Source organism: Flectobacillus roseus, assembly GCF_030056595.1.
In the GTDB taxonomy this organism is placed as follows: Bacteria; Bacteroidota; Bacteroidia; order Cytophagales; family Spirosomataceae; genus Flectobacillus; species Flectobacillus roseus.
Map to the genome: position 1 here is coordinate 147803 of NZ_JASHIF010000019.1, position 26949 is coordinate 174751.

Here is a 26949-nt window from a genome sequence, read left to right on the forward strand (position 1 = left end):
ATTTTCCATGATTCAATCCTCCAAGCAACTATTTGCGGATTTGGTAGCCGAAATTACGGCAGTTTACTCAGAAAACGAAGCAAAAAGCATGGTCTATCTTTTGCTTGATACGCTTGTGGGTCTTTCAAAAACAGACATTCTGATTGACAAACCTATAGAAGTTAATATAGATTTTGCACCGCTTGTGGCACGTATCAAATCCTTCGAGCCCATACAGTATGTATTAGGCGTAGGAGATTTTTACGGAAGACTTTTTCATGTTAGTCCATCCACACTTATTCCTCGTCCCGAGACCGAGGAGCTAATCGAACCTATTGTTTCTTTTGCCAAAAGTTTAGGACATACCACATCTGTGTTGGATATTGGTACTGGTACAGGATGTATTGCTATTACTATTGCTTGCGAAATACAAAATGGCGCTGTTATTGCTTATGATATTTCGGAAGAAGCATTGAGTATTGCCAAGCAAAATAATGAGCGCCACCAAGCAGGTGTTCAATTTATTCAAAAGGATATTTTGGCATATCAATATGAGCAATCAGATAAGCTTTTTGACATAATTGTTAGCAACCCTCCGTATGTAACGCATCGAGAAAAAGATGAGATGGAAGCTAATGTACTTGATTACGAGCCACATTTGGCTCTTTTTGTAGAAAATGACAATCCTTTGATTTTTTACAAAGCCATTGCCAATTATGCTTTTTTGAATTTGGTAAACAATGGTTTTTTTATGGTAGAAATCAACCAATACCTAGGAAAGGAAACAGCACAGGTTTTTGAAGAAAAAGGGTTCACTGAGATAGAAATCATCAAGGATATGTTTGGGAGAGAACGGTTTATAAAAGGAAGAAAAAATAACGTTTAATTTTATCCATTTTCACATTATTTGCATGGGTTAATTCTCCTCTTTCTTGTACATTTATTGAAAACTTCAGTAAGCGGACAAAGCGAATTTTACCTGCTTTATGCTTTAGACTCTTCGTCACAACTCAAAAGCGTAACTATGCAAAACAAAAGCATTACCCTGTATTTTACCTATCACACAACTTGAACTTTAAAGATTTATGTCTGAACATTACGACCTTACTGTTTCGATTATCATTCCTTGTTTCAATGAGGAGCAGGTAATTATGTACACTTACGAAAGAGTGTCTAAAACCATGCAATCTTTTGGGACTAAGGGTTATGAAATCATTTTTATCAACGATGGCAGTCGTGACCGCACGTTATCTATTCTGAAAGAAATTGCTCAAAAAGACGCTAATGTCAAAATCATTGGTTTTTCTCGAAACTTTGGGCACCAGCCTGCTGTAACCGCAGGTATCCAAGCTTGCAATGGTGACGTAGCTATTATTATTGATGCCGATTTGCAAGACCCACCAGAGTTGTTTCCAGATATGATAAAAATGCATCTTGAACAAAATGCAAACGTAGTGTATGGAATGCGTGAAAAACGTAAAGGAGAAACATTCTTCAAAAAAATTACGGCACGTATGTTCTACCGTACCATCAATTTTCTATCAGACACACCTTTACCTGTAGATACTGGAGATTTTAGATTAATCGATAAGCATGTTATCGAAGCATTCAAAGCTTTTCCAGAAAAGAACAAATATATTCGAGGGCTAATTTCATGGATTGGTTTCAAGCAAGTACCTATCATGTACGTGCGTGAAGAAAGATTTGCTGGAGAAACGAAATACCCTCTTTCTAAAATGCTCAAGTTTGCCTCTACGAGCTTGTTGTACTTTAGTAAAAAACCTCTCAAACTTGCTCTGGGCTTAGGAAGTCTTAGCTTGATTGTTGGGTTGGCATTGGGAGTTTGGGTACTCACAGGACTTATTTTCAGACCAGAGACCTTAGTGCCAGGTTGGGCATCAACGGTGATTGCCGTTATTTTCTTTGGAGGTGTTCAGTTGCTTACGATAGGTGTTTTAGGTGAATATTTGGGTAATATGTTTGAGGAAATCAAAAACAGACCAGAATATATTATTTACGAAAAAGTAAATTTTTAATAAAAAGCAAAGGTGAGTATTTCACAAAAAAGGCTGATGAACAAATTCATCAGCCTTTTTTGTGAAATACTTATGATAACTTATTTCAAACGATAGATGCTAATCACTTTATTTCCATCTACTTCTACGTTGAATACTTCTTTTGAAGGAACTAAATAAGCAGAAAAATCAGGATTGAAATTAAAATGACGATATTCTGTGATAAAATAGTCTGCCTGATTGATGTCACTCACAAATTTTAGCACCTCTTTTTCATTTTTTCCTAGATTATAAGAAGCGCAAATATTTCCATTTATTTTGACTTTTGCTCCTTTCTGACTGTGCGCTTTCAAATAGTCCAATGCTTGTTTGTAGGAAGTTCCCCAATAATCCATCTCAAATTTTTTGTCGACATGATTTCCTGCCAATACATTAAAATAAACATTTTGATAGGGGTGATTTTTCACAATCCAAGCAAGTAGATATACCACTACCAATACATTCAAACCGATAAAGCCTCCTGCTACGGCAGGCTTCCATCCCTTCAAAAAGTCTTCAATCTTAACAATTCCCAATGTGGCAAGATACACAAACCCTGCATAAGTAAAATACAAGTGGCGCCAACCATCATACAAGGTCGAATCTAATACGACAACACTTAAAATAGGTCCAACAAAAAGCCCTAGAAAAAACAAATTGATATACGTAATCGGCTTATTATATTCTGTTATCCATTGCTTCAGGGTCGCAATCACACCCACCAAGGCCAACAAAAGAAAAGGGATAGGTGTGGTAATCAAAATCCATATCAAGGCATAATAACGAGGTAAATCAGGAGCTATGTAATATTGTCCTTCAAACAACACTGGCGCATTCAAAGGATACTTACTCAAGTTTTCGAATACCTCAATAAAGTGCCCAATAGGATCTGTCCACAAATATGGGAACGCAATGTAAAATGTCAGCAAATACACGACAATCATGATTGCCAACATTTTGAGCTTCTGGATTAAGTCTTTTTCTTGCGTAAAGAAATATTTTAAGACCAACGCTCCTCCAAAAATCAATGGAAGAAAAATTCCTACAATGCGCAATGCCGTAGCCAATCCCATAACCAACCCTAGACCAATGGCATACTTGTAATTAGCACCTTTTAAAATCTTGAAACCTAAATAACCTGCTATTACAAAGAGTGATAACAAAGGTAAATCTTTAGGGTTATAAAATGACTCTGCGAAAAAACGGGGCGAAAATATATAAATAAAGCACCCCAACAGACTGATATATTGCTTTTGGAATCTTTCAGAAAGAAGTTTGTACAAGAAAATAATAGATAGTGCAAAAATCAAAAAAGTCGATAAATGCCAAAGTCGATATACTCCCAATTCGTCATCGATACCCAATCCTTTTTCCAACACCACCATTGGCAAGGCAAATAGCGCTCCATGATCTCTATCTCGATAATGCTCCATGTCAGGGGCATTTTTCAAATCAGGTGGAATTACCTTCGATGCCATACCCGGTGCCAATTGCCGAGCTACATGAATAATATTCATAATCCCAATATGACGCTCTGTTCCTTCATCATAGGAAACGCCATAATCTTTGTAAATTAAAAGCCCGCTAATGAAGTAAACCACAAATAAAATCATGGGCAATTTGGGCGTATTGAGCAAACGACTAAAAAGGTTCAACTTCATATACAATAGTCTTGGGTTAAGTGGGAAAGATGAATGATAACTGTTAGCTCTGGTATTTTGAAGCTTTATTCTGAATGGCCTATCAAAAAATAACAACCGCAAAATATGTCGCAAAACCTATGCCCAAATGCTTGATTCTCTACAATATTTTTACATCATCGCTATAAATTATCCATAAAGTCAAATAGAATAGGGACAAAGTTCTCTGGCTACTGTAAGATGATATCCTATTCTGCTCTTCTGTATTCTTTTTTTACAGTGAATTCCTGAAGCTTTCTGAGTCATTCAAAGCCTTTTTTATAAAAATATAACAATTCAAAGAAAAAAATAAAATAGTATGCTTGCATAACAATTTTATTTTTCTTTAACTTTACCTATCGAATCAAAATCTCATAAACATATTACAATGAACCGTTCAATCAAGAAAGTAGCTGTGTTAGGGTCAGGCATCATGGGAAGCCGTATTGCCTGCCACTTTGCCAATATTGGATGCGAGGTGCTCTTGTTAGACATCGTTCCTCGTGAACCCAACGATGCTGAAAAAGCTAAAGGTCTTACTTTAGAATCGCCTGCGGTACGTAATCGTATTGTCAACGAGGCATTTCAGAATACGCTCAAAGCTAATCCTGCCGCACTCTATTCTACGGCATTTGCTAACCGTGTCAAACTTGGCAACTTCGATGATAATCTCTCCGAAATCAAGAATTATGATTGGGTGATTGAGGTCATTGTAGAAAACTTAGCCATTAAAAAGAGTCTATTCGAAAAGGTAGATGCTCTTCGTAAGCCAGGCACTTTGATTACTTCAAATACATCGGGTATTCCGATTCATTTGATGGCAGAAGGTCGCTCTGATGATTTCCAAAAACATTTTTGCGGAACACATTTCTTTAATCCTCCGCGCTATTTGAAACTATTGGAAGTAATCCCTACACCGCAGACTGATAGTAGCGTTGTGGATTTCTTGATGCATTATGGTGATAGATTTTTAGGAAAAACTACCGTATTATGTAAAGATACTCCTGCTTTCATCGCCAACCGTGTAGGTGTTTACAGCATGATGAAAACTATGCAGGTAGTAGCTGAAATGGGATTGACAGTTGAGGAAGTGGACAAACTAACTTCGGTAGTCGTAGGTCGCCCAAAATCAGGAACTTTCCGTTTGTCTGACTTGGTCGGTTTGGATACTACGATTAACGTTTCAAACAACCTATATGCGGCACTCACGCATGATGAGTCAAGAGATGCTTTTGTTTTACCAGAAATGATTAAAAAGCTTCAAGAAAACAAATGGTTGGGTGACAAAACGGGTCAAGGTTTTTATAAGAAAATTAAAGGTGCTGGTGGTAAGTCAGAAATTTTGGCTTTAAACCTTCAAACTTTTGAATACGAACCTTCTCAGAAGGTAAAATTTGATGTTTTCGAAAAAACAAAATCTCTAGCCTTAAAAGACCGTTTTGCTGTATTGTTGGCAGACAAAGGCAAAGCTGGAGAGTTTTATCGCAAAACCATTTTGGATGGTTTTAGATATGTTACTTATCGTATTCCAGAAATTGCTGACGAGCTATATCGTATCGATGCTGCTATTTGCGCAGGTTTTGGTTGGGAAATGGGCATTTTCGAAACGTGGGACGCTTTAGGTCTACAAAAAGGCTTAGAACTCATGAAAGCCGAAGGTATGAAACCTGCCTCATGGGTTCATGAAATGATTGAAAGTGGCGCAAGCTCATTCTATAAAAAAGAGGGTGGAAAACGCCTTTATTACGACATTCCTAGCAAAAGCTACAAACTCATTCCAGGAACAGAATCGTTTATCATTCTTGAAAACCTCTCAGATGGTATCGTTTGGAAAAACGGCGAAAGTCATATCTATGATTTAGGCGATGGAATCCTTGGTTTAGAGTTCCGTTCAAAAATGAATACGTTTGGCGCAGGAGTTATCGAAGGCGTTCACAAAGCAATCAATCTAGCAGAAAAAGATTTCCGTGGTTTGGTAATTGGCAACGATAGCACTGAAGCATTCTCAGCAGGAGCCAATTTGGCAATGCTATTCATGTATGCTGTAGAACAAGAATTTGACGAAGTAAACCTCATGATTGCGCAATTCCAGCAGACCATGATGCGTGTTCGTTATTCGTCGATTCCTGTTGTAGTCGCACCTCATACGCTTGCACTTGGTGGTGGTTGTGAAATTACTTTACACGCTGACCGTGTGGTAGCAGCTGCCGAAACCTATATTGGTCTTGTGGAAGTGGGTGTAGGTTTGATTCCTGCGGGTGGTGGTACTAAAGAAATGGCCTTACGCTGTTCGGACCTCTACAAAGCAGGCGATCCAGAGCTCAACATTTTGCAATCAGCCTTCATGAACATTGCAACAGCCAAAGTAAGTACTTCGGGTTATGAAGCATTTGATATGAACTATTTCCGTCGTGGCGACGAGGTTGTACTCAATCGCAGTCGTTTGATAGCTGATGCCAAGCAAGCAGCTATCGAGTTAGCAGAAGCTGGTTATACCCAACCGAAGCAACGTAACGACATCAGGGTTCAAGGAAAAGCAGGTATCGCCTTATTCAAAGCAGGTATTACGTCAATGTTGATGGGTAAGTATATCTCTGAGCACGATGCCAAGATTGCCAACAAATTGGCCTATGCTATTTGCGGAGGAGACTTGAGTTATCCACAAAATGTTACGGAACAATACCTCCTTGACCTAGAGCGTGAAGCATTCCTATCACTATCGGGTGAGCGCAAGACTTTGGAGCGTATCCAAAGCCTTCTTAATGGAGGAAAACCGCTTAGAAACTAAGAGGGAGTATGAATGTAGGATTGCGAGTGGTGAATTCTTGATAATTAAAAAATTACATTTATAATTCAGCACTAATACTTAGTTCATCTTAGAGTATGTTTTAAATTTTTATTTTGTAATTGCCGAAAAAACAAAATTTCCTATCGACACTCCTTACTTTTCTTGTCTTGACACAAGAAAAGTAACAAAAGAAAGTCAAGAAATCCTAAACTCGCCTACGGCTCAAACAACAGGATTTCGTAAAAGCAAATACAAACTTTATCATTTTTAACAGCCTCTAAAATTTAAACATGTCCTTATTCGCTTTTATTTTTCTTATTCAAAATCCAGAATCAAACCATGAATGCATATATCGTTGCGGGCTATCGTACAGCAGTGGGAAAAGCCCCAAAAGGTACACTTAGATTCACTCGTCCTGACGAACTAGGAGCAGAAGTAATCAAACATCTTTTATCAACCCTTCCACAATTGGACCCAGTCCGTGTAGATGACGTAATTGTAGGTAATGCCGTACCAGAGGCCGAACAAGGGATGCAAATTGGGCGTTATGTAGCGCTATTGTCATTGCCTAAAGAAGTTTCAGGGTTTACAATCAACCGCTACTGTGGCTCAGGTGTTGAAGCTATCGCTATTGCTGCTGCTAAAATTTCAGCAGGTATGGCCGATTGTATTATTGCAGGTGGTGTAGAGTCTATGTCATTGGTACCAGTAATGGGCTATAAAACAGCTCTCAACTTTGATATTGCTCAAAAAACACCTGATTATTACATTGGCATGGGACTTACAGCCGAGCAAGTAGCCAATCAATATAATATCAGTCGTGAAGACCAAGATGCTTTTGCTTATGCTTCGCATCAAAAAGCCATTGCTGCTCAGCAGGCTGGTTTATTTGACCCTGAAATTGTCCCTATTACCATCAAAGAAACTTATTTTGATGCGAATTCAGGCAAAAAGAAAACAAAAGAATCTGTCTTTAATAAAGACGAAGGTCCTCGTGCAGATACCAGTGTAGAAGCCCTTGGCAAACTCAAACCTGTTTTTGCCGCAGGTGGTTCGGTTACGGCAGGCAACTCCTCTCAGACTTCAGATGGCGCTGCTTTTGTAATGGTCATGTCAGAAAAAATGGTGAATGAGTTAAATCTGAAGCCTATTGCTCGTATGCTGTCGTATGCCACTGCGGGTTGCGAACCACGCATTATGGGTATCGGTCCTGTATTTGCTGTACCAAAAGCCCTTAAGCAAGCTGGGTTATCTTTAAATGACATCGACCAAATTGAATTAAATGAAGCCTTTGCCGCTCAAGCGCTGGCTGTAGTTCGTACCTTAGACATCGATCCAACTAAACTCAATCCAAACGGTGGTGCCATTGCATTAGGACACGCATTAGGTTCTACAGGTGCTCGCTTGTCGGTACAACTATTCAATGAAATGCGTCGTCGTAATCAAAAATATGGTATGGTGACAGCTTGTGTTGGTGGTGGACAAGGAGTGGCAGGTATTTATGAGCTTTTGTAAACAGGTATCGGCTTTCGGCGGTGGGCTTTGGAAAAAAGCATGTCTTTGGTTATTAAAAACATGTTAAAACTCTTTGCTTCGTGCCTGTTGCCTAGGCATTTTAAATCTTATTTTGCACGATTACTTAATTTGACTAGTGAGTGATCAATATCAAATTAACTTGACTCTCATAGGCTCTATTTTTACGGAGTACGTTAGAAAATACATTCAGTTTTCTAGCATACTCCGTAAACCTTATGACTGGACACAACAAGTAAGGGGCATGCAGGTATTTAGACTTCGTCACTCAACTTTGTTAACACAGATTTAAACTGTTTAAACAAATAAGTTCAAGACTTAGTCTTGAACTAGTAACTGCGGTCGAAATGAGTTTTTCAACCGACTTTTTTGAAATGATCACTCATGCGCTAAATTGCAAAATGTAAGTGTGACTCTTTTTGAATAGGAATATATCGTTTCCGTTTACATTGGCTTTCTCTTAAAACCATAAGGGCAGTGTTTGCAACCGTTTTTACAACAATATCCCCGCTTCAGGTGGTATTCTTTCGTAAATACCATAAATCCCTGTTCATTTAAGTAATAATCCTCTGGCTCCAGTCCTCGATTGGCCTTTATCTTTTCTTCATTTTTCATATTCAAGCGTCAAAGTTAACAGTGGCCAAGACAATATGATGTTTTTGTCGTGGCTCTTTTTATAGTTTTTTCCGTCAATAGCTCGGTTTTACTTTCAACTTTCCAACCTGTAGTTTAAGCAAAATGTTCAAAATATTGTATTTTTGTAAAAGTCATGCCAAGCAATTTTACATATCGAACCAATTACAAAACAATGTGTCCTCCTCTCACGACGAGTGCACTTTATGGGCATTTCTGTAAAATTCACCGAATCCTTGAGTCTTCTACGCTACTCATCTACGTTATCTGGCTTTTTTCTGCTGTGTAATACCCTTCTAAAGTTTTAATACTTTAGACAAAAGGCTATGCTGTGATTTTACGGTAGCTGATTTTGTCATTTCTTTATTTTAATATCATTTGTAAAAAGACTAAAGCAATGGTAACAGATACACTGTTATCAAATCACCTTTTTACCTTAAAGAATTACGACAATGAACATTTCAGAAAAATATTCAGAAGAACTAACTGCCACCGAATTTGCCATTACGCTTGAAGACCATTATGGTGCACATAACTATCACCCGATGCCAGTAGTATTGGAGCGTGGTCAAGGTGTTTTTGTTTGGGATGTAGAAAATCGCCCATATTTTGATTTTCTCTCGGCTTATAGTGCTGTAAACCAAGGGCACTGTCATCCAAAAATTGTGCAGGCAATGATAGAGCAGGCACAGAAATTAACCCTTACCTCTCGTGCCTTTTACAATAACCAATTAGGACTTTGTGAAAAATATCTATGTGAATACTTCGGTTACGACAAAGTATTGATGATGAACTCAGGTGCAGAAGGTGGTGAAACAGCTTTGAAGTTGACTCGTAAATGGGCATACAAAGTAAAAGGTATTCCTCAAAATCAGGCTAAAACGCTTTACGCATCAGGTAATTTCTGGGGACGTACAATTGCGGCTATCTCGGCCTCTACTGATCCTTCGAGTTATAACGATTACGGTCCTTTATTGCCAGGTTATGAAATCATTCCTTACAACGATTTAGAGGCACTGGCTGAGGCCCTCAAAGACCCAAATGTAGCTAGCTTTATGGTAGAGCCTATTCAAGGCGAAGCAGGTGTTGTTGTTCCAGAAGAAGGATACCTCAAAAAAGCCTTTGAATTATGTCGTGAACATAATGTACTGTTCATTGCTGATGAAGTTCAAACTGGAATTGCCCGTACAGGCAAGCGTCTTGCTTGTGATCATGAAGGCTTCCAACCAGATATTTTGATATTAGGAAAAGCGCTATCGGGAGGTACCTATCCTGTATCTGCGGTTTTGTGTCGTGACGAAATCATGTTGACTATTAAGCCAGGCGAGCATGGCTCTACTTATGGTGGTAATCCATTGGCATGTGCCGTAACAATGGCAGCTTTACAAGTAGTAAAAGATGAAAAACTTGCCGAAAATGCTGAGGCGATGGGACAGCTTTTCAGAGAAAGAATGACTCAACTCAAAAATCAACGCCCAGACTTAATTACCGAAGTAAGAGGGAAAGGCTTGTTAAATGCCATTGAAATTAACGATACAGAAGAAAGCGAAACGGCTTGGAACTTGTGTATGGCTTTTAAAGAAAAAGGATTATTAGCCAAACCAACACATGGTAATAAAATACGTTTTGCCCCACCATTGGTCATCACTGAAACTCAAATGGACGATGCTTGCTCAATTATTGAAAAAGTAATTTTAGAGTGGAAATAAGTATCAGTGCTGAATAATAAACTGAGAACTAGCGCTTTGTCTTTTTTTAAAAAACTGATGTAGTGGCAACTGCAAGAGTTGCCACTACATAAAAAACACTAATGATAAGAATTCTTTTGAACAAGATAAAATCCTTCGTACAATCCCAATTGTGAATTGTGAGTATAAACATTTAATTATCAAATTTGACCTTTAAAATTTATTCTAGCTGTAGAGACGCAATGATTGCGTCTTTTGTAGTGGTACATTGATTATACTTGATCTCTAAACTCAAGATAGATCAACTTTTTCAGACTTCACTCATAAAAAAACGTAACCACTCAATATTTTTGATATCAAATGATTACGTTTTTATTTGTAGCCCCGGCAGGAATCGAACCTGCATCTTAGGTACCGGAAACCCACATTCTATCCATTGAACTACGGAGCCTCGCCAAAATTTTAGCGTCGCAAAATTAAGAAAACTTCTCTAACTGTTTCACCAAAACCTCGAAATCTTTAGGATACGGTGCCTCAACGGTAATACGCTCACCATCCATGAGATTAAAAGTCAAGGAATGGGCATGTAATGCCACTCGTTTCATCAAAGGGAGTTCGTCAGTATTTTTCTTAAGGTTAAAACCTCTTTTCAAATCTGAGAGATATAGCGTATCGCCTCCGTACGTTGGATCACTTACAATCGGAGCTTTCAAACAAGCTAAGTGAATCCTAATTTGGTGCATACGACCTGTAATAGGCATACACTCGATAAGAGTATGCTTACGATATACCTTGATTGTATTGAAAATAGTCTCGGCTTCTTTACCTTTCTGACGATCAATCACCACTTGTGTGCCATCACGCTTTTGTGCGATGGGCAAATATACCGAAATCATATCCAAATCATGGATACCATTCGCAACTGCATGGTAACGCTTAGCAACCTGACGATGCTCAAACTGCATTGACAAATGACGATAAGCCGCAGGATTTTTAGCAATAGCCAAAATACCAGATGTTTCTTTATCAAGTCGGTGAGCCAACTGTGCATCATCAGAATACTCCTTTGCTAATCGCAAAATACTCTGTGAGTTATCAGCCTGACGCTCATCTAAGGATGAAATATAAGGTGGTTTATTTATAACTATGAAGTCGTCGTTTTCGAAAAGAATTATATCTTTGAAATTAATGCGCATAAAAAAAATAAATATTAGTAGACTCAATATGAGCCGATAATCAAACGATTAGACAATACTGCAAAGTTCCTACTTTTTTTGCAAACTCTCGGTATCTTCCTGAAACAGTTTGTATTTTCTTTTGAAATGCCTTCTTCTAAAGCCAAAAAAGGTGCAAGAAATATCCCGCACCTTCAGTATTATGTTTTTTAATCTTCTGCTTCTTGTTTTTTTATCGTGGCTATCAAGCTTTGTAAAAACTCATGACGTTCTGGCGAACTGGCAGGATATTCCATTTTTAGCTTGCTTAATCTGTCATGAATGACTTGCGCTACCATCAAGCGCATATTCTTTTTATCATCAGCAGGAATTACATACCACGGCGAATGCTCGGTAGCGGTTTGGTCTACTAACTCTTGATACGCTTCATGATACTCTTTCCAAAACGCTCTTTCTTTTACGTCCTGCTCCTCAAACTTCCAATTTTTATCAGGATCTTCGATACGTTCGATTAAGCGTTTGCTTTGTTCTTTTTTGGAAACATTTAGAAAAAACTTTACAACCTCAAATCCATTTTGGTGCAAATGTTTTTCGTAATGTTTAATAGAATCATAACGCTCTTCCCATACTTTCTCTAAATTTTTGGTTTGGTCTTCAGGCAAACGTTGTCCTTCTAACAAAATAGACGGATGAACTTTTACCACTAATACCTCTTCATAATAAGAACGATTATGGATAGCCAATTGTCCTCTTTGAGGCATTTTGAGCATACTTCTCCACATAAAATCATGGTCGAGTTCTTCGGCCGAAGGGCGCTTAAAACTATGCACTACGATACCTGCAGGGTTGATTCCTGAAAAGACAGCCTTAATCGTACCATCCTTACCAGCGGCATCCAAAGCCTGAAATATAATTACCATTCCATACCTTCCATGCGCATACATACGCGATTGAAGCTTATCGATTTTTTTATGTAATTCAGACAACTGTGCTAAGTAGTCAGCCTCATCGACATATAAATCTTCGATTTTGGTGGGAAGTTTTTTAATGGAAAAGTTACCGTTTCCATCAAAGCTAAAATCTTTCATTTCAGGCTTTGCCATAGTGTTTTTATTTTTCGTAAATACCTTTTGCTACTTTTTCGGTAATTGATTTAGGCGCTAACCAAGCCATAAAAGCACCTAATTTATTGATGAATCCAGTTACTACTTCGGTAGAGCCTCCAAACATGGATTTCACTGCGATTTGGGCTACTTCAGTTGGCGTCATCATTACTTTCTCAGCTGCTTTCATTGCTTTTTCGCCTACTTCTGCCCTATCGTTAAAGTCTGTGGCTGTTGAGCCTGGACTAATAGCCGTTACCGAAACCGAAGTACCATCTAATTCATGTTTAAGCGCTCTAGTAAAGTTGAGAACAAATACCTTAGTGGCTGCATAAATCGCCATGTGAGGCAATGCCTGATAGGCAGTTGAACTCGCAATATTCATGATATATGACTTAGATTGGCGCTTCAACATAGGCAAAAATGTTTGGCACATTTCTGTCAGCGTGAGCATATTCAAAGTCATCATATCACGATTTTTTTCGATAGAATAATGTCCAAGTGGCCCAACAAGTCCGTATCCTGCATTATTGACCAAAATAGACACCTCATATTTTTTGGTATTTACCCAATCGTATACTTGTTGAGCCACGCCAATTTGAGCTAAATCAATCGCTAAATAGTCAACTTCTACTTTATAACGAGATTTTAGTTCAGAAGCCACTTTTTGAAGTAGCTCTTCAGAGCGTGCTACTAATAAGAGATTGTATTTTCTACTAGCAAGTTCTGCTGCTATTTCTTTTCCGATACCTTTACTGGCACCTGTAACCAATGCGTATGACATAATAATGAGAATAGTCGGTTGAATCTAATGATTTACAAAATGCAATCCCTCAAAATTAACAAAGCCCTACCAAATGGCAGGGCTTCGTTTTAAATAATTTACCTAAAATTATTTTTTAGGAGCTGGAGTTGCAGGAGTTGCACCTGGCAACATTGATTTCAAACCATCTGGATCTTCAGGTTTGATTTCGAGCGCTTTCTTAATAGCGTCTTCAGCTTTTACGGTGTCTTTCGATACAGTCAAGTAGTAACCTGACAAGTAACGAAGCGCCTCGTAAGTATCGTCTTTCTTCTCTTTGTAAGTAGTTGAATTTTCCGCTTTAAGCGCACCAATTACTGTCAAATATTGCTCATAGTATGGTGCAGCCAACCACTTGTCTCCGCTATAGTCGATCAAGTTGTTTGTACGTGCACGGAACAAGAAGAATGGAGGCCATTTAGCGTTGATACCGATAGCTTTAGCAAAAGAAGTATCACCTTTCATCGCCAAAGAAACACGGTTTACTGAGTCTGTTTTTGGTGTATAGGCAGCAGCAAAATAGTATGCTAAAGCAGCGTTATACCAGTCCCCAGAAGTAGCTTGCAATTTCTTCTTTGCTTTCCATTCAATTGATTTGAAGGCAGCGTCAGCAGCATGAGCATATCTCTTTTGCTTATAACGAATTGAGTAGATTGACAAGTGGTGGTTGTTGTTAGTATCTAACGGAGCCGCTTGTTCAAAATAGTGAACCGCTAAAGAGTCGTTGTTCAAACACTGATAACCTTTTGCAAAATATACGTTATCCAAGTAGTAAGGTTTTACACCAGCTTTTACCATTTGCTCAAGGTTGTTGATACCCTCTTGGCATTTGTTCAATTCGATGAAAGAATAACCTTTCATACGGTAGATATCATTGTCTTTTGCACCACCTGCTTCAGCTTGACTAGTGAATTCCATTGAACCAGTATAGTCTTTAGCCAAGAATAACAATTTGGCAGTACTCAACAAAATCGTTGGGCTAGCTTCAGCTTTGCTTACGTACTTTCTATAATATTTAGAAGCGTCTTTGTAACGGTTAAAGATATTATAGTATTCACCAAAACGCTTGTAAATTGGAGCATAGTTAGAGTCAGTTTCAACAGCACTTTGGTAAGCATTTACTGTATACTGGTAGTTTTTACCACGCAAATAAACGATACCAATTTTTGTGTATAACTTAGCACTTTTCTCTTTGAAGTTAGCTTGTTCGTAAGCAGAAACTGCAGGACCACCATCATTTTTGATAAGGTATGCATCTCCTTTTACAGTATTCATATCAACTGTCAATTCCTTCACTTTAGTTTTTTCAGGAATCATGTCAATCAAACGAATAGCTTCAGCTGGATCATTGTTTCCTTTGTTTGCTTCTTCGCCATTGTTTACGTCATAGAACATTACATAAGCTTCAGCAATACGGAACAATACATCAGCATTTTTTGATTTTGTATCAGCAATGATTTTATCAAAATCAACTTTAGCATCAGCTACTTTATGATTCGCAACTTTGATAGCGGCCAAACCAACTGCATTTAGCGGGTTTTTAGCATCAATAGTCAAACCTTTTTCGAAAGCAGCTTTCGCAGCATCAAGATGACCTACACGCAAATTATAATAACCTAAATAGAATTGGTTCTCTGCCGTCGGAGCAGCCGCTACCAAGCTCTCAAAAGTCGCCTTCGCTTTACTTGGCTGGTCTCCATCCAACTGCGACAAACCTTGCTGTACTGTTTGCGCATTTGCAGCACCTGCAAACAGTAAACTAACAGCCACCAACAGAGATTTCATCTTTACTTTCATTTGTGTAATTAGTTAGTTGGGATTAAGATTAATGAATAAATAATTTTATTTGATTTAGTATTTATGAAAAGATCTAAAGTCAAGTGAATAACTTAGCAATTTTTATATTGTTTCTTTTTGAACTTCTAAGACAAAATTAAATTAAAATTTCCAATAAAAAGGCAAAATTTTATTCTTTATAACTAGAATATAAGATTTATTAAAAACGTCTTAAAAAATCATTAGTAATTCATTGTCAATCAAATGAATAATAGTTCATTTTGACACAAAGACATTATTCTCCAATTTTTACTGTACGAATTTGAATCGGTCTTGTTAATGGTAGTAAGCCTCCCTTCAAAACAATCAATTGGCCTTGATCCATACACATGTAGTTTATAAAACCTGTTCCTAGTCCCATGTGTGACTCCTTCAAAATACACTTAATAACACGTGTTAAAGGGTATTTTTTAAGCGCAAGATTATAGCCAAATGGCTGATAATAATCTTCCTTCGTAGGATTTGGTTTATCGGTAACCGACATTACATTGATATCCTTGATAAAACCTAATGAAGCAGGATCGTCGCCATCACTAATCCAGTTGGTTCCAATGACACCAATGGCATTTTTATGTGACTTCACGTATTCAATTACTTCTTTGTTCGACTTCATTGCAAAAAATGGCACTTTATCTTTCTTATTAATACCAAATTTATCCATCAAGAAAGTCAAATTACTTGAATTAGAATTATCAAATACAAGAACTACCTCTTGATTTGCCCCTCCTTTTCCAAATTCAGACCATTTTTTTATCTTCCCTTTCATTAACCCCTCAACATCTTTGACGGTAATCAAGGTATCCTTATTTGTTTTATTGGTAATCAAAGCCAAAGCATCTCCTGCAAATTTGTAGCTACGATACACAGTACGGTCATCTTCAAAAACCTTCTTTTCTTTCTCCGTCAACTCTCTAGCTACTACTACAAGTCGAGCCTTGTCATTTAGCATCATATTGATAGCTTCAGTTTCGGGCTTGTACACTACATTAATTTTGGTGTATTTGTATCCCTGCTCAAAAGCATACTTTTCGGCATCTAAAATATTCTGAAAAGACTCATCTACTGCCACTGTTATTTCCCCTTTGGCAGGGGTATCAGTAGGTGCATTCTCATTTGGGTGGTTGCCTACGTATCCACAAGAAGAAACTAAGGCACCGAGTACACCAAGAGCTGAAACAAACTTAATATACTTTTTCATCGCTTTTTGAGATTTATAATATTAACGAAGCACCTAGATGCATCTATATATTTTCTTTGAATAATCCAATTCCATTAACTATCATTAACAAAGTCTTACTCTGTCATTAGTATTGCTTATCTGCAACTGCAATAAGCCCTATCACTTCTTGTTGTCGTAATAACGATACTCGGCCTCTTCCTTCTCTTCCTCTGTATCTTCTTTATATTTTTCAATCGCTCTATATCCTCTATACAAACCATAGATGATAAGAATTGCTCCCCAAGCATAAGACCATTTTATACTAGGAAAAAACACCTGTGCAAATGCTGAATCTGGCACAATGATTAAGAAAATTCCAATGCCTATGTAGGCTACAGACATCAGTCCAGCAATAATAATTACTGATATGGAATAATACTTTTGTGAATCTCTTTTTGGCATCTTTCAAAAATTTAAGTCCCTCTAAAAATGAAACCTGCCAGTTTCCTGACAGGTTTCATACTAATAAAGACTATAGTAATGCATACTACTCCGACAATACGAAGTTGATAGGCACTGTAAATCTTGAACGAACTGGACGTCCAGACTGTTTACCAGGGTTCCATTTTGGAACCATTTTGATTACGCGAACAGCTTCTTCATCGCAACCAAAACCTACTGACTTCAATACTTCAACGCCTTGGATAGATCCGTCAGTGTTTACAACGAACTGAACGTAAACTTTACCTTGAACGTTAGCACGTTGTGCAGCAGCAGGGTATTTAAGGTTTTTCTGCAAGAATTTTGCAAAAGCAGGAATACCACCTGGGAATTCTGCTTGTTGTTCTACCGCAGTAAAGATTTCTTCTTCAACTGGTTTCGGTGGTTCAACTGGAGCTTCTTCTTTAGCAGGTCTTGCATCTGGATCCACTGGAGGAGCGATATCATCAGTATTACCTTTAACGCTTTCTGTTGCAGTATTACCTTTGATGTTATCTACCTCTGGTGGAGGTTCAGGTTTTTGTACCTCTTCATCACGCTTGATTTCCGGAGGTAAAAACTTAGTAGTTGTTACTTTCGGAATATCTTTTGGTGGTGGCGGTGGTGGCGGTGGTGGTGGTGGTGGCGTATCCGATTTCTTCGGAGGTTCGGCCACTTTCATCACCTCTGCAATCACCTCTGTCTTTTCATCATCTTTTGGAGTCAAGCTGCTAATAATAAACGGTAGAGCAAGCGCACCAGCGAAAAGAGCAGAACCTATCATTACTGACCTCTTGACGACAGCTTGATAATTCTTTCTCAAAAAATAAGCACCGTATTCCTTATTCTTATCCTTAAAAATTATGTCGTCAAGCGTTGCGTTAGGGCTAATTACGTTTGACATATTTTCTCGTTTTGTTAACTCTGTTGAAATTCTTTTTTTGTTTTCAGAACCACAGAACTAAGATAAAACTATTTGTTTAGTTTTACAACTATTTAATTAGTTTTATTTTAATTTCATTGGTGTGCTTAATTATTTTCCTGATTTCTTAATCATTTCCTCATCAATAGGAGTGATTTCAAGAAGAGCATAACGCTTGTTATCAGTAATTGCACACTCATCGAGCATATCCACCATGTTTTTATACTTAGCACCTTTAGTAGCTTTGATAACGATGGTGAAGTTTTGTCCGACTTGCTTTTTCAATCTAAATAATACTTGTCTGATACCTTGATCTGAGTAGTCAGTTACTTGAACGACTGTTGTAGCATCACCTGGTTTACCTTGATAGTAGTAAACTTTATTTTCATCTGGCAACACAGTAAGTGTTTCCGATGCTTTTACAGGAGATGTTTCCTTTGTCTCAGTTTTATCAGGCATACTAAGCTGCATTGTCACGGGCTTAGCCAACGTAGTTGTTAGCATGAAGAATGTGATCAGCAAGAAACCTAAGTCTACCATTGGCGTCATGTCAATCTTGGTAGACGCTTTCTTACTACGCTTTTTACCACCTTTCTTACCCCCACCGGACTGGTCTATTTCTGCCATAGTCGTTGAGTAGTTTTAATGTTGTTAATAGGATATCAATCTAGTTGCTTCGAAGGTTATGAGTACCCTACCCCACAATGCAGGGCAGGGTTAATAAACTACTGAGTACAACTTAATTAATTTCTTGGTTTGTTTTCAGGACCTGTGATCAACTGGAAAACGTTGATGTTTTGTTCTTGTAATGTACCTACAACCTGGTTGAAAACTTTGTAATTTGAGTTACCATCACCTTTGATAGCTACTTGTAGAGCAGGGTTTGCTAATTTAGCATACGTTACCCACAAGAAAAGCTCATTGTTTGCAGAATCGCAAGGAATACCTTGATAGTATCCTTTTGCTTTCCATGCCGATGGTTTTTCCTCCAATACTTGTTTTAGTGCTCCAGCTGGATAACCTACAATTTCAGAAGCCATGAAGTTTTTCTGCATTGTAGCCGAGATAGGAACACCAACACGGTTAGCCATTCTTTCCAACATCATCTGTTGTGCTTCCTTATCGTCAACACCCATGAAAATCTTGCCATCTGGCGCAACCGAAATGGTAATAACACCTTTTTCAGAAGGAAGCGGCTTTTCAGAGATAGACGTAGGAGGCGTAATGGTAACAGCTTCTTCAGGACGGAACTTCGCCGTCAACATGAAGAATGTGAGCAACAAGAATGCCACGTCACACATCGCTGTCATGTCCAAAGACACACTCTGTCTTTTTGCTTTTACCTTTGGCATAATGTTATTAATTTGAAAATTTGAGAAAACTTATATTTGAAAACAATCTTGGGATTCAGAAGAGCGAACTCTTCAGATTTTCAAATTGCCCAATTTTCAAACTATTAACTGTGGTGAGAAGCGAAGTTTTGGTTAACGCTCAAACCGATTTCGTCAATGCTATATGTCAATTCGTCAATTTTAGACGTAAAGAAGTTATAACCGATGATACATACAGCTGAAGTACCGATACCCAATGCAGTGTTTACAAGGGCTTCTGAGATACCGTTTGCAAGAGCTGAAGAGTCAGTTGAACCTCCTGAGTTACCCAAAGCCGAGAACGCTTTGATCATACCGATTACAGTACCTAATAGACCGATAAGGGTAGATACCGACGCCAATGTAGCGATGATAGTAAGGTTTTTCTCCAAAATTGGCAATTCCAATGAAGTAGCTTCTTCAACTTCTTTGCTCAATGCAGCCAATTTTTGTTCTTTGTCCAAAGAACCGTCTGTAGCCAATTGCTTGTACTTTTTAACAGCAGCTAAAGTAACGTTACCTACTGAACCTTTTTGTTTGTCACACTCTTTCAATGCACCTTCAACATCGTCTTTGTCCAAAGAAGCTTGGATTTTACGAACGAAAGCGTTGATGTCACCTGTACCTTTTGCTTTACCGATTGTAAGGATACGCTCAATAGAGAAAGTCAATGAAATCAAGAAACATGTCATCAAAACTGGTACGATGATACCACCTTTGTAAACGATACCAAAGTAGTCACCTGGAATTGGGTGTCCGTCTGGGTTGTTGTTCTCAAAGTGAGAAGGATCTCCCATTACGAATTTGTAAAGAGAAAGTGCTACAGCAAATAGAATCAAAATGATTACGCCCGCAGGGATACCGCCTGACTTTTTGTTTGCTGGTGCTGCTGGCTTTGGAGCAGCTGGTTTTGCTTGTTGTGTACTCATTAGTTTGGTAATTTGGGTTTAAGTTAAAAAACAATTTTTAGGTGATTTTTTAAAATAAATCTACAGAAAACTGTTTCAAGACAAAAGATTATTTCGATTGTTTTATGTTTTCTAGTAATGACAAAACTAACATAAATTTCTTTTAATTCTCATATCTCTATTGTCAAGTTTTTTTTAAGAAATTAGTCCGTATTCAACAAACATTGTATTATAGTAATATTTTAAAGCTCTATTCGATACTTTTGATGTACTTTTTGAAGAATTTGATTTTTACAAGAAAATATATAAACTTTTAAACAATATCTTATTTCGGGTAAATCTTATCAAGGATTGTTTCAATTTTCTGCATTTCATGAGTATTTACTACTGACTTTTGATGAGAAAAAACACTCAGATATTTTTCTAGAATTGTATGCCCTCCTTCTAGGCGGATCCGCACCCTAGATGATTTATCCGCAAGAATCGATACTATATTGCCGACTCCCCCTAAGTTAGGCGCTGGCTCTGCATCGATTAATACAAATATTTCTGTTGCATTACTGATTGCCACTTTTAACTGATTCAAAATAAGACTCTCTGAATAATTATCAATGTCATAAGTTACAAAGTTGGCCGACCAGCCTTCTTGATGAATAATTTGATGCAATGGATTTTGGTAGCGCACCTCCATTGGACTCTTTCGTACTTGGATATATAGCAATAATGTGTGCATAAGAATTGTATTTTTTTCAGCTATTAGCTGTACCTTTGGGTGTTTATTCCTTACAGATATGGCGCAATATTATTCATATAATCGAGAAAATGCGAAGCGCAAAACAAGCGCCTCCTCTCTCAAAGAAGCAATCGAAGATATGCTTGAGTTTTACAAACTTCGTACAAAGTTTGATGAAACCTATGTAGCTGCTCATTGGGAGCAGATTATGGGCGCACCCATTGCTGCTAGAACCACTAAGGTATATATTACTGAGGCAAAACTATATATTCAACTGGATTCAGCTGCTTTACGAAATGAGTTGTTAATGGCCAAAAACAAAATTCTTCAATTAATCAATCAAGCAATTGGTGCTGAATTGGTCAACGAAGTTATTTTTCTTTAATAAAAAAGCCCTTGTGTAAGATCAATTACACAAGGGCTTTCGCTATATGGCAGCTGTTGATTTTTTCAACAATGCTATAGTCTTTTTGATTCCTTCAATTTCGCTTAGCGTTTCTCCTTCATACTCAATTCCTACGATTCCTCTAAAACCTGATTTCTTAATGACTTTCATCATTTTTATGTAATCAATTGTTGGTTCGTTGCCCTTAGCATCAAAGTTAAAGGTTTTGGCACTGACGCCCTTAGCATAAGGCATCATTTCGGCGGTACCTTTGTATGGGTCATATTGAGTTTTGCACTGGCTATGCCACTCGGCACCACTCCATTCCAAACAGAAGTTACCAAAGTCTGGCAATGTTCCGCAGTTTTTCATTCCAACTTCCTTCATAATACCCGCCAACCATGCACCATTGGCAGAATAGCCTCCGTGGTTTTCTACAATGATATTAATGTTATGAGCTTTTCCAAACTCACTCAATGTTCTCAAACTTTCTACACATCGCTTAGCCACTTCTTTAGGGTCACCCTCACCTCTTGAATTTACTCGAATAGTTTGGCAACCCAAAAACTGTGCAGCCTCCACCCATTTATAATGGTTTTCGACAGCTTGCTTACGTTTTTGAGTATCAGCTTCTCCTAGCTCGCCTTCAGCATCAATCATAATCAAGTGGTTACGGATTCCTTCATCCACAGATCTTGTGCGTAACTCTTTGAGATAGGTTTTATCTTTTGCTTTATCAGGGAAAAATTGATTTACATATTCAACAATCTCTAAACCAAACTCTTTTTTGGCAAATTGTGGAAAATCTAAATTACTCAACTTACCACTAAAGATAGTTTTGTGCAAAGACCATTCGGCTAGTGATATTTCGTAAAAAGGTTTAGAAGCACTAGTTAACCAGTCGTTTGATGACAATGCTAGTCCTGCTAATCCTAATGAGGATTTTTTGAGAAAATCTCTTCTTGTTTGTTGTATCATAGTAAGATTCAGTATGAAGGGTAAGATGATTTTACTTAAGCTATTTGTTGAATTTGGTGTTTTTTTCCTCTAAAATCAAATGAATCGCCTACAACTTTCCCCATCAACAATGCACCAATAGGCGATTGAGCTGACACTACCATCACGGCTTCTCCTGCAACTTTGATTGAACCCAAGCTAACAGCTATCAAAAATATCCCCATACTCGTATGTACAAGTGCGCCCAAGGACACATGCTGTGGAGTATGCAATGGGTCTATTCTTTCAATTAAACCCCTTTCTTGACGAGCTTGTTCATATTGACGGGCATACATATCTCTATCTAACTGCCCCATAGCTCGTGCCGTTTCGTATTTGTCACCAGCAGAACTTTTACTTTCCTCATTGGCAGAGGCTTGAGCCGCTTGCATAGCGCCCCAAGCAGCTTGCATTCGTTCTTCAAGCTGATTTTTAATATAGTCTATAACGTCTTGTTTCATGAATCTATTTGTCTAACAAAGCCATCACAACTTTGATTTTGTGGTAATCGTATTTGCCTTGCAACAAATCAAACACAGGTTTTACAGGTTCGCCTTTTTTGGTACCAAGCGTTTTCATAGCTTGAGCAATAGCATTAAACTCTACTGTAGTGACAAATTTGCGTAAATTTACTGGGTGACCCTCTTCAAAGAATTTCACCAAATGAGATACGATCGTAACAGGACTTAATCCTCTTCTTTCTGCTATTTCATCTAAGGATAACCCTTCTTCATAAAGTGAAAAGCTTATTTTAGCTGTATCTCCTTTTTCGCCTCCTGATTTACCTAAAGTTTTGATAAAATCTCGAATTTCTTTGAGGAAAGCATCACCATACTGTCTGAACTTCTGCTCTCCTACCCCTGACACATTGAGCATTTCGGCTGGAGAAATAGGTTTTTTCTGCGCCATATCCGAAAGTGTTGCATCTGAAAAGACCACAAACGGAGGGATATCCAAGTTATCAGCAATTTGCTTACGCAACAATCGCAAACGCTCAAACAATTCATCACGAACCACCTCACGCTTAGTTTTTTCCTTAGGCACTGCATTGGCTTCACGTTCGGCTTGCTTTTCTTCAAATGGTCTAAACCGTACAAGTTGTACTTTTTTTCCATCCTTCAATACAGACCAAGAAGCGTTGTTTAGTTTGAAGGCATGTTGCTCGTCATAGGCAATATCCATAATACCCGAATTAAGCATTTGTTGAATATAGTCTGCCCATTCTTCATATTTCAAATCACGACCAGCACCAAAGGTTTTGATTTCATGATAACGATGTTCAATGATTCTTCGATTGTTAGAACCACGAAGTATATCAATCAGCATGCCCATCGCAATTTTTTCGTTTGTACGTGCGATTGCGGAAAGAGCTTTCTGAGCTAGTACACTGGCATCAAACCTAATAGGGGGATTTTTACAAACATCGCAATTACCACAATCATGGTCGACCTCCTCGTTGAAATAGCTCAATAGAATTCGTCTACGACAAATTTCGGCTTCTGCATATTGCTTTAATCTATCTAGTTTAGCTAATTGAACCTCTTTCATCTCCGCTGGCAATTCAGATTGCGCCAGCATATCCTTTCGAACAATTAGGTCATTGTAGGAATAAAACAAAAGCGTATCCGCTTTTACGCCATCACGACCAGCGCGACCTATTTCTTGGTAAAAACTTTCGATATTGGCGGGCAATGAATAGTGCATAACCCAACGAACATTTGACTTGTCGATACCCATACCAAAAGCAATAGTAGCACAGATCACCTGAATATCATCTCGTAAAAATTGGTCCTGTACTTTTGCACGTTCGTCAGTACTCATTCCTGCGTGATAGCATCGAGCAGATATACCAACCTTTAAAAGAGAGTCGGCTAATTGTTCTGTATTTTTTCTACTTAAACAATATATAATACCTGCTTTTCGAGGGCGCTCTTGAATAAACTTTTGAATCGTTTTCAAGCGATTTCGTCCTGGCTGTACTGATAAAGATAAGTTCGGTCTGTCGAAAGAACTAATAAAAACACGAGCATCAGGAATTCCCAGCTGGGTCATTACATCTTTTCTAGTAACTCTATCTGCTGTAGCGGTCAATGCCATAAAAGGTACATTGGGCAAGGCAGACTTCAGTACGTGTAATTGGGTATATTCAGGTCTGAAATCATGTCCCCAAACAGATACACAGTGAGATTCATCCACGGCCACCATACTTACTTGCAAAGACTTTATCCAATCGAGGTATCCATTCGAAAAGAGTTTTTCAGGAGAAATATATAGTAGCTTTATTTCACCAGCTTTACATTGTCGTTCTATGGCAAATCGTTCGGCACCAGAAAGCGAAGAGTTGATATAAGCAGAAGGAATACCATTGGCTTGTAATGCTTGTACTTGGTCATGCATTAGGGCGATGAGAGGTGAAATCACAATTGTAATTCCTTGCATCATCAATGCTGGTACCTGAAAACAAAGAGATTTCCCTCCCCCTGTTGGCATCAATACCATACAATCTTGTCCATACAATACCCAATCAATAATGTCAGCCTGAAGAGGTCTAAATTTATCATACCCAAAATATTGCTTGAGTACTTGTTCTTTTGTCAATGCCATTTTAGCAAAATATAAATAGTGAATGATGATGAAGATGTCTGTAAAACATAGCGTGTAGAATGTTGCATCTTCAACACAAAGTTAGCAAATGTTTGGGTTTAGGATAAAGCTAAGCTGTTGCTTGTACAAAATAAAAGCGGGTAAATACTGTACAGCATTTACCCGCTTTTGAGAAAAATCGTTTTAGAAACTAGTAAGCTCTAATTTCTACCCCTTTCATAAAGTTTACAAAAGCTTTGTTTACAACCTTATTACCACCTGGTGTTGGGAAGTTACCCGTAAAATACCAGTCACCAAGATTATATGGACAAGCTTTGTTCAGACTGTCTACTGTTTGATAAACAATTGCCAAATCAGCTTTTAAGTCTGCTGGTTTTACGATATCTGCGATTTTAGCTGAAATCTCCTCGTTTGTAAATGGTTCGTAAATCGCCTTCACAAAGTTTTGCGTATGAGCTGTTCCTAATTCAAAAGCACTTATACAACGACCCAAAGTATCTTCAAGAATATCTTCCATGTGACGCTCTTGTAACAATTCATAAGTTGCACGGAATGCCACAAAATCTTTCATTCTTGACATATCGATACCATAGCAATCTGGATAGCGAATTTGTGGTGCTGATGAAACAATTACGATTTTCTTAGGTCCTAATTTATCCAGCAACTTCAAAATAGAGCGTTCGAGTGTTGTACCTCTTACAATAGAGTCATCAATCAACACAACATTATCAACGCCTTTTTTGATTACTTCATAAGTTGTATCATACACATGTGACACCATATCATTACGGTCGGCATCATTGGTGATGAAAGTACGAAGTTTCACATCTTTAGAAATCAACTTTTCAACACGAGGACGGAAAGTTAATAACTCCTCCAAAGTCTCCTCTGCCAAACCTCCACCCATAATGGCTTTCTTACGTTCTTTGGCAAGATAATCCTCCAAACCTTCAATCATACCCAAAAAGGCAGTTTCGGCAGTGTTAGGAATATACGAGAATACGGTATTTTTGAGGTCGTAATTTACTTCTTGAAGTACTTGCGGGATTACCAAACGTCCTAATTCTTTACGTTCGGCATAAATATCTGGATCTGAAGCGCGTGAGAAATAGATTCTTTCGAAGCTACACGATTTCTTTTCGAGTGGTTCAATAAATTTCTTTTCAGAATAGTTACCACGTTTGTCAATAATTAAAGCATGACCTGGCTGTACTTCCTGAATATCTTCGTAATTACAGTTAAACGACGTTTTGATAGCTTGTTTTTCTGAGGCAACAACTACTACTTCATCATCGGCATACCAAAATGCTGGGCGAATACCCGCTGGGTCACGTGCTACAAAAGCAGATCCATGCCCAGTTACTCCACACATCGCATATCCACCATCAAAATCACGGCATGAACGCTGTAATACTCTTTGCAAATCAATGTTGTCTTCAATCACATCTGACAACTCTGGATTTTCGTAACTATGTTTGTGGAAGTCAAATTGACGTTGGTTTTCTTCATCGAGGAAATGACCAATTTTTTCCATTACTGTCACAGTATCCACTTTTTCCTTCGGATGCTGTCCTAATGAGATCAACTTCGTAAAAAGTTCTTCTACATTAGTCATGTTAAAGTTACCAGCAACTACCAAGTTTCTACTTCTCCAGTTGCTTTGGCGCAACATTGGGTGGCAGTTTTCAATTTCGTTTTGACCGTGTGTACCATAGCGCAGGTGACCCAAAAATACTTCACCAGAGAATGCTACATTTTCTTGAATCCACTTGGCATCTTTAGCTTTGTCTTTGTGGTCTTTCAAGCCTTTACGAAACTTCTTGTAAATTTTTCCGAAAATATCAGCTACAGCATTTTGTTCTACAGAACGGTATCTACTGATATATCTGTGACCAGCAGGCACATCAATTTTGATGTTGGCTACACCTGCACCGTCTTGTCCTCGGTTCACTTGCTTTTCCATCATTAGGTAAAGCTTGTTGATACCATACAGCGGGGTTCCGTACTTATTGATATAGTACTGATAGTCTTTTCGGAGACGGATGAGTGCGATACCACACTCGTGTTTGATTGCGTCAGACATGACTTTACTTGGTAGTTATTTTGCGTTTGTTGAGTATTA

The 26949-nt window shown here is 38.1% G+C and carries 23 protein-coding genes and 1 tRNA gene; 6 read left to right on the top strand and 18 right to left on the bottom strand.

Annotated elements, in window-relative coordinates:
- Nucleotides 1-7 precede the first annotated feature (7 nt).
- Nucleotides 8-865, top strand: coding sequence for a peptide chain release factor N(5)-glutamine methyltransferase (gene prmC, locus QM524_RS19475; protein WP_283345827.1), 858 nt, complete (start codon nucleotides 8-10; stop codon nucleotides 863-865).
- 199 nt (nucleotides 866-1064) lie between these two features.
- Nucleotides 1065-2015: a glycosyltransferase family 2 protein gene (locus QM524_RS19480; protein WP_095166946.1), complete on the top strand. Its 951-nt coding sequence runs from the start codon at nucleotides 1065-1067 to the stop codon at nucleotides 2013-2015.
- A gap of 80 nt (nucleotides 2016-2095) precedes the next feature.
- Here the strand turns inward: QM524_RS19480 and QM524_RS19485 are convergent, their stop codons facing one another.
- Nucleotides 2096-3694 carry a glycosyltransferase family 39 protein gene (locus QM524_RS19485; RefSeq protein WP_283345828.1) on the bottom strand — a complete coding sequence of 533 codons (1599 nt, stop codon included), beginning with the start codon at nucleotides 3692-3694 and terminating at the stop codon, nucleotides 2096-2098.
- 406 nt (nucleotides 3695-4100) lie between these two features.
- Between QM524_RS19485 and QM524_RS19490 the strand changes: the two genes are divergently transcribed.
- Together QM524_RS19490 and QM524_RS19495 are read left to right on the top strand one after the other, a co-directional pair.
- Nucleotides 4101-6500, top strand: coding sequence for a 3-hydroxyacyl-CoA dehydrogenase/enoyl-CoA hydratase family protein (locus QM524_RS19490; RefSeq protein ID WP_283345829.1), 2400 nt, complete (start codon nucleotides 4101-4103; stop codon nucleotides 6498-6500).
- Between the two features lie 339 nt (nucleotides 6501-6839).
- Nucleotides 6840-8015 carry an acetyl-CoA C-acyltransferase gene (locus tag QM524_RS19495; RefSeq protein WP_283345830.1) on the top strand — a complete coding sequence of 392 codons (1176 nt, stop codon included), beginning with the start codon at nucleotides 6840-6842 and terminating at the stop codon, nucleotides 8013-8015.
- Nucleotides 8016-8477: 462 nt separating this feature from the next.
- On the opposite strand, the gene QM524_RS19500 is transcribed toward QM524_RS19495, so the two are convergent.
- Nucleotides 8478-8648 (bottom strand): DUF5522 domain-containing protein, encoded by a 171-nt coding sequence (locus QM524_RS19500; protein WP_166549828.1) that lies wholly within the window; start codon nucleotides 8646-8648, stop codon nucleotides 8478-8480.
- A gap of 470 nt (nucleotides 8649-9118) precedes the next feature.
- On the opposite strand from QM524_RS19500, the gene rocD reads away from it, so the two are divergent.
- Nucleotides 9119-10375 (top strand): ornithine--oxo-acid transaminase, encoded by a 1257-nt coding sequence (rocD, locus tag QM524_RS19505; protein ID WP_283345831.1) that lies wholly within the window; start codon nucleotides 9119-9121, stop codon nucleotides 10373-10375.
- Nucleotides 10376-10733: 358 nt separating this feature from the next.
- Here the strand turns inward: rocD and QM524_RS19510 are convergent.
- The 12 genes from QM524_RS19510 to QM524_RS19565 all read right to left on the bottom strand — a co-directional run bounded on the left by QM524_RS19510 (nucleotide 10734) and on the right by QM524_RS19565 (nucleotide 20842).
- Nucleotides 10734-10805, bottom strand: a tRNA-Arg gene (locus tag QM524_RS19510).
- Between the two features lie 25 nt (nucleotides 10806-10830).
- Nucleotides 10831-11550, bottom strand: coding sequence for an RluA family pseudouridine synthase (locus tag QM524_RS19515; protein ID WP_095166956.1), 720 nt, complete (start codon nucleotides 11548-11550; stop codon nucleotides 10831-10833).
- Nucleotides 11551-11738: 188 nt separating this feature from the next.
- Nucleotides 11739-12632, bottom strand: a complete 894-nt coding sequence (locus QM524_RS19520; protein ID WP_166579557.1) for a PPK2 family polyphosphate kinase — start codon at nucleotides 12630-12632, stop codon at nucleotides 11739-11741.
- Between the two features lie 7 nt (nucleotides 12633-12639).
- Nucleotides 12640-13416, bottom strand: a complete 777-nt coding sequence (locus QM524_RS19525) for an SDR family NAD(P)-dependent oxidoreductase (RefSeq protein ID WP_283345832.1) — start codon at nucleotides 13414-13416, stop codon at nucleotides 12640-12642.
- Nucleotides 13417-13524: 108 nt separating this feature from the next.
- The gene (locus tag QM524_RS19530; RefSeq protein WP_283345833.1) at nucleotides 13525-15231 is read right to left on the bottom strand and encodes a tetratricopeptide repeat protein; all 1707 of its coding nucleotides are present in this window, start codon (nucleotides 15229-15231) and stop codon (nucleotides 13525-13527) included.
- 274 nt (nucleotides 15232-15505) lie between these two features.
- On the bottom strand, nucleotides 15506-16468 hold the full coding sequence (locus QM524_RS19535) for a PstS family phosphate ABC transporter substrate-binding protein (protein ID WP_095166965.1): 963 nt from the start codon (nucleotides 16466-16468) through the stop codon (nucleotides 15506-15508).
- A gap of 141 nt (nucleotides 16469-16609) precedes the next feature.
- Nucleotides 16610-16891 (bottom strand): hypothetical protein, encoded by a 282-nt coding sequence (locus QM524_RS19540; RefSeq protein ID WP_095166967.1) that lies wholly within the window; start codon nucleotides 16889-16891, stop codon nucleotides 16610-16612.
- 85 nt (nucleotides 16892-16976) lie between these two features.
- Nucleotides 16977-17813: an energy transducer TonB gene (locus tag QM524_RS19545; RefSeq protein ID WP_166579553.1), complete on the bottom strand. Its 837-nt coding sequence runs from the start codon at nucleotides 17811-17813 to the stop codon at nucleotides 16977-16979.
- 129 nt (nucleotides 17814-17942) lie between these two features.
- Nucleotides 17943-18458: an ExbD/TolR family protein gene (locus QM524_RS19550; protein ID WP_283345834.1), complete on the bottom strand. Its 516-nt coding sequence runs from the start codon at nucleotides 18456-18458 to the stop codon at nucleotides 17943-17945.
- A 116-nt stretch (nucleotides 18459-18574) separates the two neighbouring features.
- On the bottom strand, nucleotides 18575-19183 hold the full coding sequence (locus QM524_RS19555; protein ID WP_095167521.1) for an ExbD/TolR family protein: 609 nt from the start codon (nucleotides 19181-19183) through the stop codon (nucleotides 18575-18577).
- Nucleotides 19184-19287: 104 nt separating this feature from the next.
- Nucleotides 19288-20130, bottom strand: coding sequence for a MotA/TolQ/ExbB proton channel family protein (locus tag QM524_RS19560; RefSeq protein ID WP_095167519.1), 843 nt, complete (start codon nucleotides 20128-20130; stop codon nucleotides 19288-19290).
- A gap of 304 nt (nucleotides 20131-20434) precedes the next feature.
- Complete coding sequence (locus QM524_RS19565) at nucleotides 20435-20842, bottom strand: hypothetical protein (RefSeq protein WP_166579552.1); 408 nt, start codon at nucleotides 20840-20842, stop codon at nucleotides 20435-20437.
- 58 nt (nucleotides 20843-20900) lie between these two features.
- On the opposite strand from QM524_RS19565, the gene QM524_RS19570 reads away from it, so the two are divergent.
- Entirely contained in the window at nucleotides 20901-21227 is a 327-nt protein-coding gene (locus QM524_RS19570) for a DUF721 domain-containing protein (RefSeq protein ID WP_095167529.1), read from the top strand.
- 42 nt (nucleotides 21228-21269) lie between these two features.
- Here QM524_RS19570 and QM524_RS19575 read toward each other — a convergent pair whose 3' ends face one another.
- From QM524_RS19575 to QM524_RS19590, 4 genes are all read right to left on the bottom strand, one after another.
- On the bottom strand, nucleotides 21270-22205 hold the full coding sequence (locus QM524_RS19575; RefSeq protein ID WP_310586460.1) for a sugar phosphate isomerase/epimerase family protein: 936 nt from the start codon (nucleotides 22203-22205) through the stop codon (nucleotides 21270-21272).
- 35 nt (nucleotides 22206-22240) lie between these two features.
- Entirely contained in the window at nucleotides 22241-22684 is a 444-nt protein-coding gene (locus QM524_RS19580) for a transcription elongation factor (RefSeq protein WP_283345835.1), read from the bottom strand.
- Nucleotides 22685-22688: 4 nt separating this feature from the next.
- The gene (recQ, locus tag QM524_RS19585) at nucleotides 22689-24827 is read right to left on the bottom strand and encodes a DNA helicase RecQ (RefSeq protein WP_283345836.1); all 2139 of its coding nucleotides are present in this window, start codon (nucleotides 24825-24827) and stop codon (nucleotides 22689-22691) included.
- A gap of 190 nt (nucleotides 24828-25017) precedes the next feature.
- On the bottom strand, nucleotides 25018-26910 hold the full coding sequence (locus tag QM524_RS19590) for an amidophosphoribosyltransferase (RefSeq protein ID WP_166579550.1): 1893 nt from the start codon (nucleotides 26908-26910) through the stop codon (nucleotides 25018-25020).
- Nucleotides 26911-26949: the final 39 nt, after the last annotated feature.

Bases quoted from the DNA above. Each gene is read 5' to 3' on its own strand.
- prmC (WP_283345827.1), top strand. From the start codon at position 8: ATGATTCAATCCTCCAAGCAACTATTTGCGGATTTGGTAGCCGAAATT.
- QM524_RS19480 (WP_095166946.1), top strand. From the start codon at position 1,065: ATGTCTGAACATTACGACCTTACTGTTTCGATTATCATTCCTTGTTTC.
- QM524_RS19485 (WP_283345828.1), bottom strand. From the start codon at position 3,694: ATGAAGTTGAACCTTTTTAGTCGTTTGCTCAATACGCCCAAATTGCCC.
- QM524_RS19490 (WP_283345829.1), top strand. From the start codon at position 4,101: ATGAACCGTTCAATCAAGAAAGTAGCTGTGTTAGGGTCAGGCATCATG.
- QM524_RS19495 (WP_283345830.1), top strand. From the start codon at position 6,840: ATGAATGCATATATCGTTGCGGGCTATCGTACAGCAGTGGGAAAAGCC.
- QM524_RS19500 (WP_166549828.1), bottom strand. From the start codon at position 8,648: ATGAAAAATGAAGAAAAGATAAAGGCCAATCGAGGACTGGAGCCAGAG.
- rocD (WP_283345831.1), top strand. From the start codon at position 9,119: ATGAACATTTCAGAAAAATATTCAGAAGAACTAACTGCCACCGAATTT.
- QM524_RS19515 (WP_095166956.1), bottom strand. From the start codon at position 11,550: ATGCGCATTAATTTCAAAGATATAATTCTTTTCGAAAACGACGACTTC.
- QM524_RS19520 (WP_166579557.1), bottom strand. From the start codon at position 12,632: ATGGCAAAGCCTGAAATGAAAGATTTTAGCTTTGATGGAAACGGTAAC.
- QM524_RS19525 (WP_283345832.1), bottom strand. From the start codon at position 13,416: ATGTCATACGCATTGGTTACAGGTGCCAGTAAAGGTATCGGAAAAGAA.
- QM524_RS19530 (WP_283345833.1), bottom strand. From the start codon at position 15,231: ATGAAAGTAAAGATGAAATCTCTGTTGGTGGCTGTTAGTTTACTGTTT.
- QM524_RS19535 (WP_095166965.1), bottom strand. From the start codon at position 16,468: ATGAAAAAGTATATTAAGTTTGTTTCAGCTCTTGGTGTACTCGGTGCC.
- QM524_RS19540 (WP_095166967.1), bottom strand. From the start codon at position 16,891: ATGCCAAAAAGAGATTCACAAAAGTATTATTCCATATCAGTAATTATT.
- QM524_RS19545 (WP_166579553.1), bottom strand. From the start codon at position 17,813: ATGTCAAACGTAATTAGCCCTAACGCAACGCTTGACGACATAATTTTT.
- QM524_RS19550 (WP_283345834.1), bottom strand. From the start codon at position 18,458: ATGGCAGAAATAGACCAGTCCGGTGGGGGTAAGAAAGGTGGTAAAAAG.
- QM524_RS19555 (WP_095167521.1), bottom strand. From the start codon at position 19,183: ATGCCAAAGGTAAAAGCAAAAAGACAGAGTGTGTCTTTGGACATGACA.
- QM524_RS19560 (WP_095167519.1), bottom strand. From the start codon at position 20,130: ATGAGTACACAACAAGCAAAACCAGCTGCTCCAAAGCCAGCAGCACCA.
- QM524_RS19565 (WP_166579552.1), bottom strand. From the start codon at position 20,842: ATGCACACATTATTGCTATATATCCAAGTACGAAAGAGTCCAATGGAG.
- QM524_RS19570 (WP_095167529.1), top strand. From the start codon at position 20,901: ATGGCGCAATATTATTCATATAATCGAGAAAATGCGAAGCGCAAAACA.
- QM524_RS19575 (WP_310586460.1), bottom strand. From the start codon at position 22,205: ATGATACAACAAACAAGAAGAGATTTTCTCAAAAAATCCTCATTAGGA.
- QM524_RS19580 (WP_283345835.1), bottom strand. From the start codon at position 22,684: ATGAAACAAGACGTTATAGACTATATTAAAAATCAGCTTGAAGAACGA.
- recQ (WP_283345836.1), bottom strand. From the start codon at position 24,827: ATGGCATTGACAAAAGAACAAGTACTCAAGCAATATTTTGGGTATGAT.
- QM524_RS19590 (WP_166579550.1), bottom strand. From the start codon at position 26,910: ATGTCTGACGCAATCAAACACGAGTGTGGTATCGCACTCATCCGTCTC.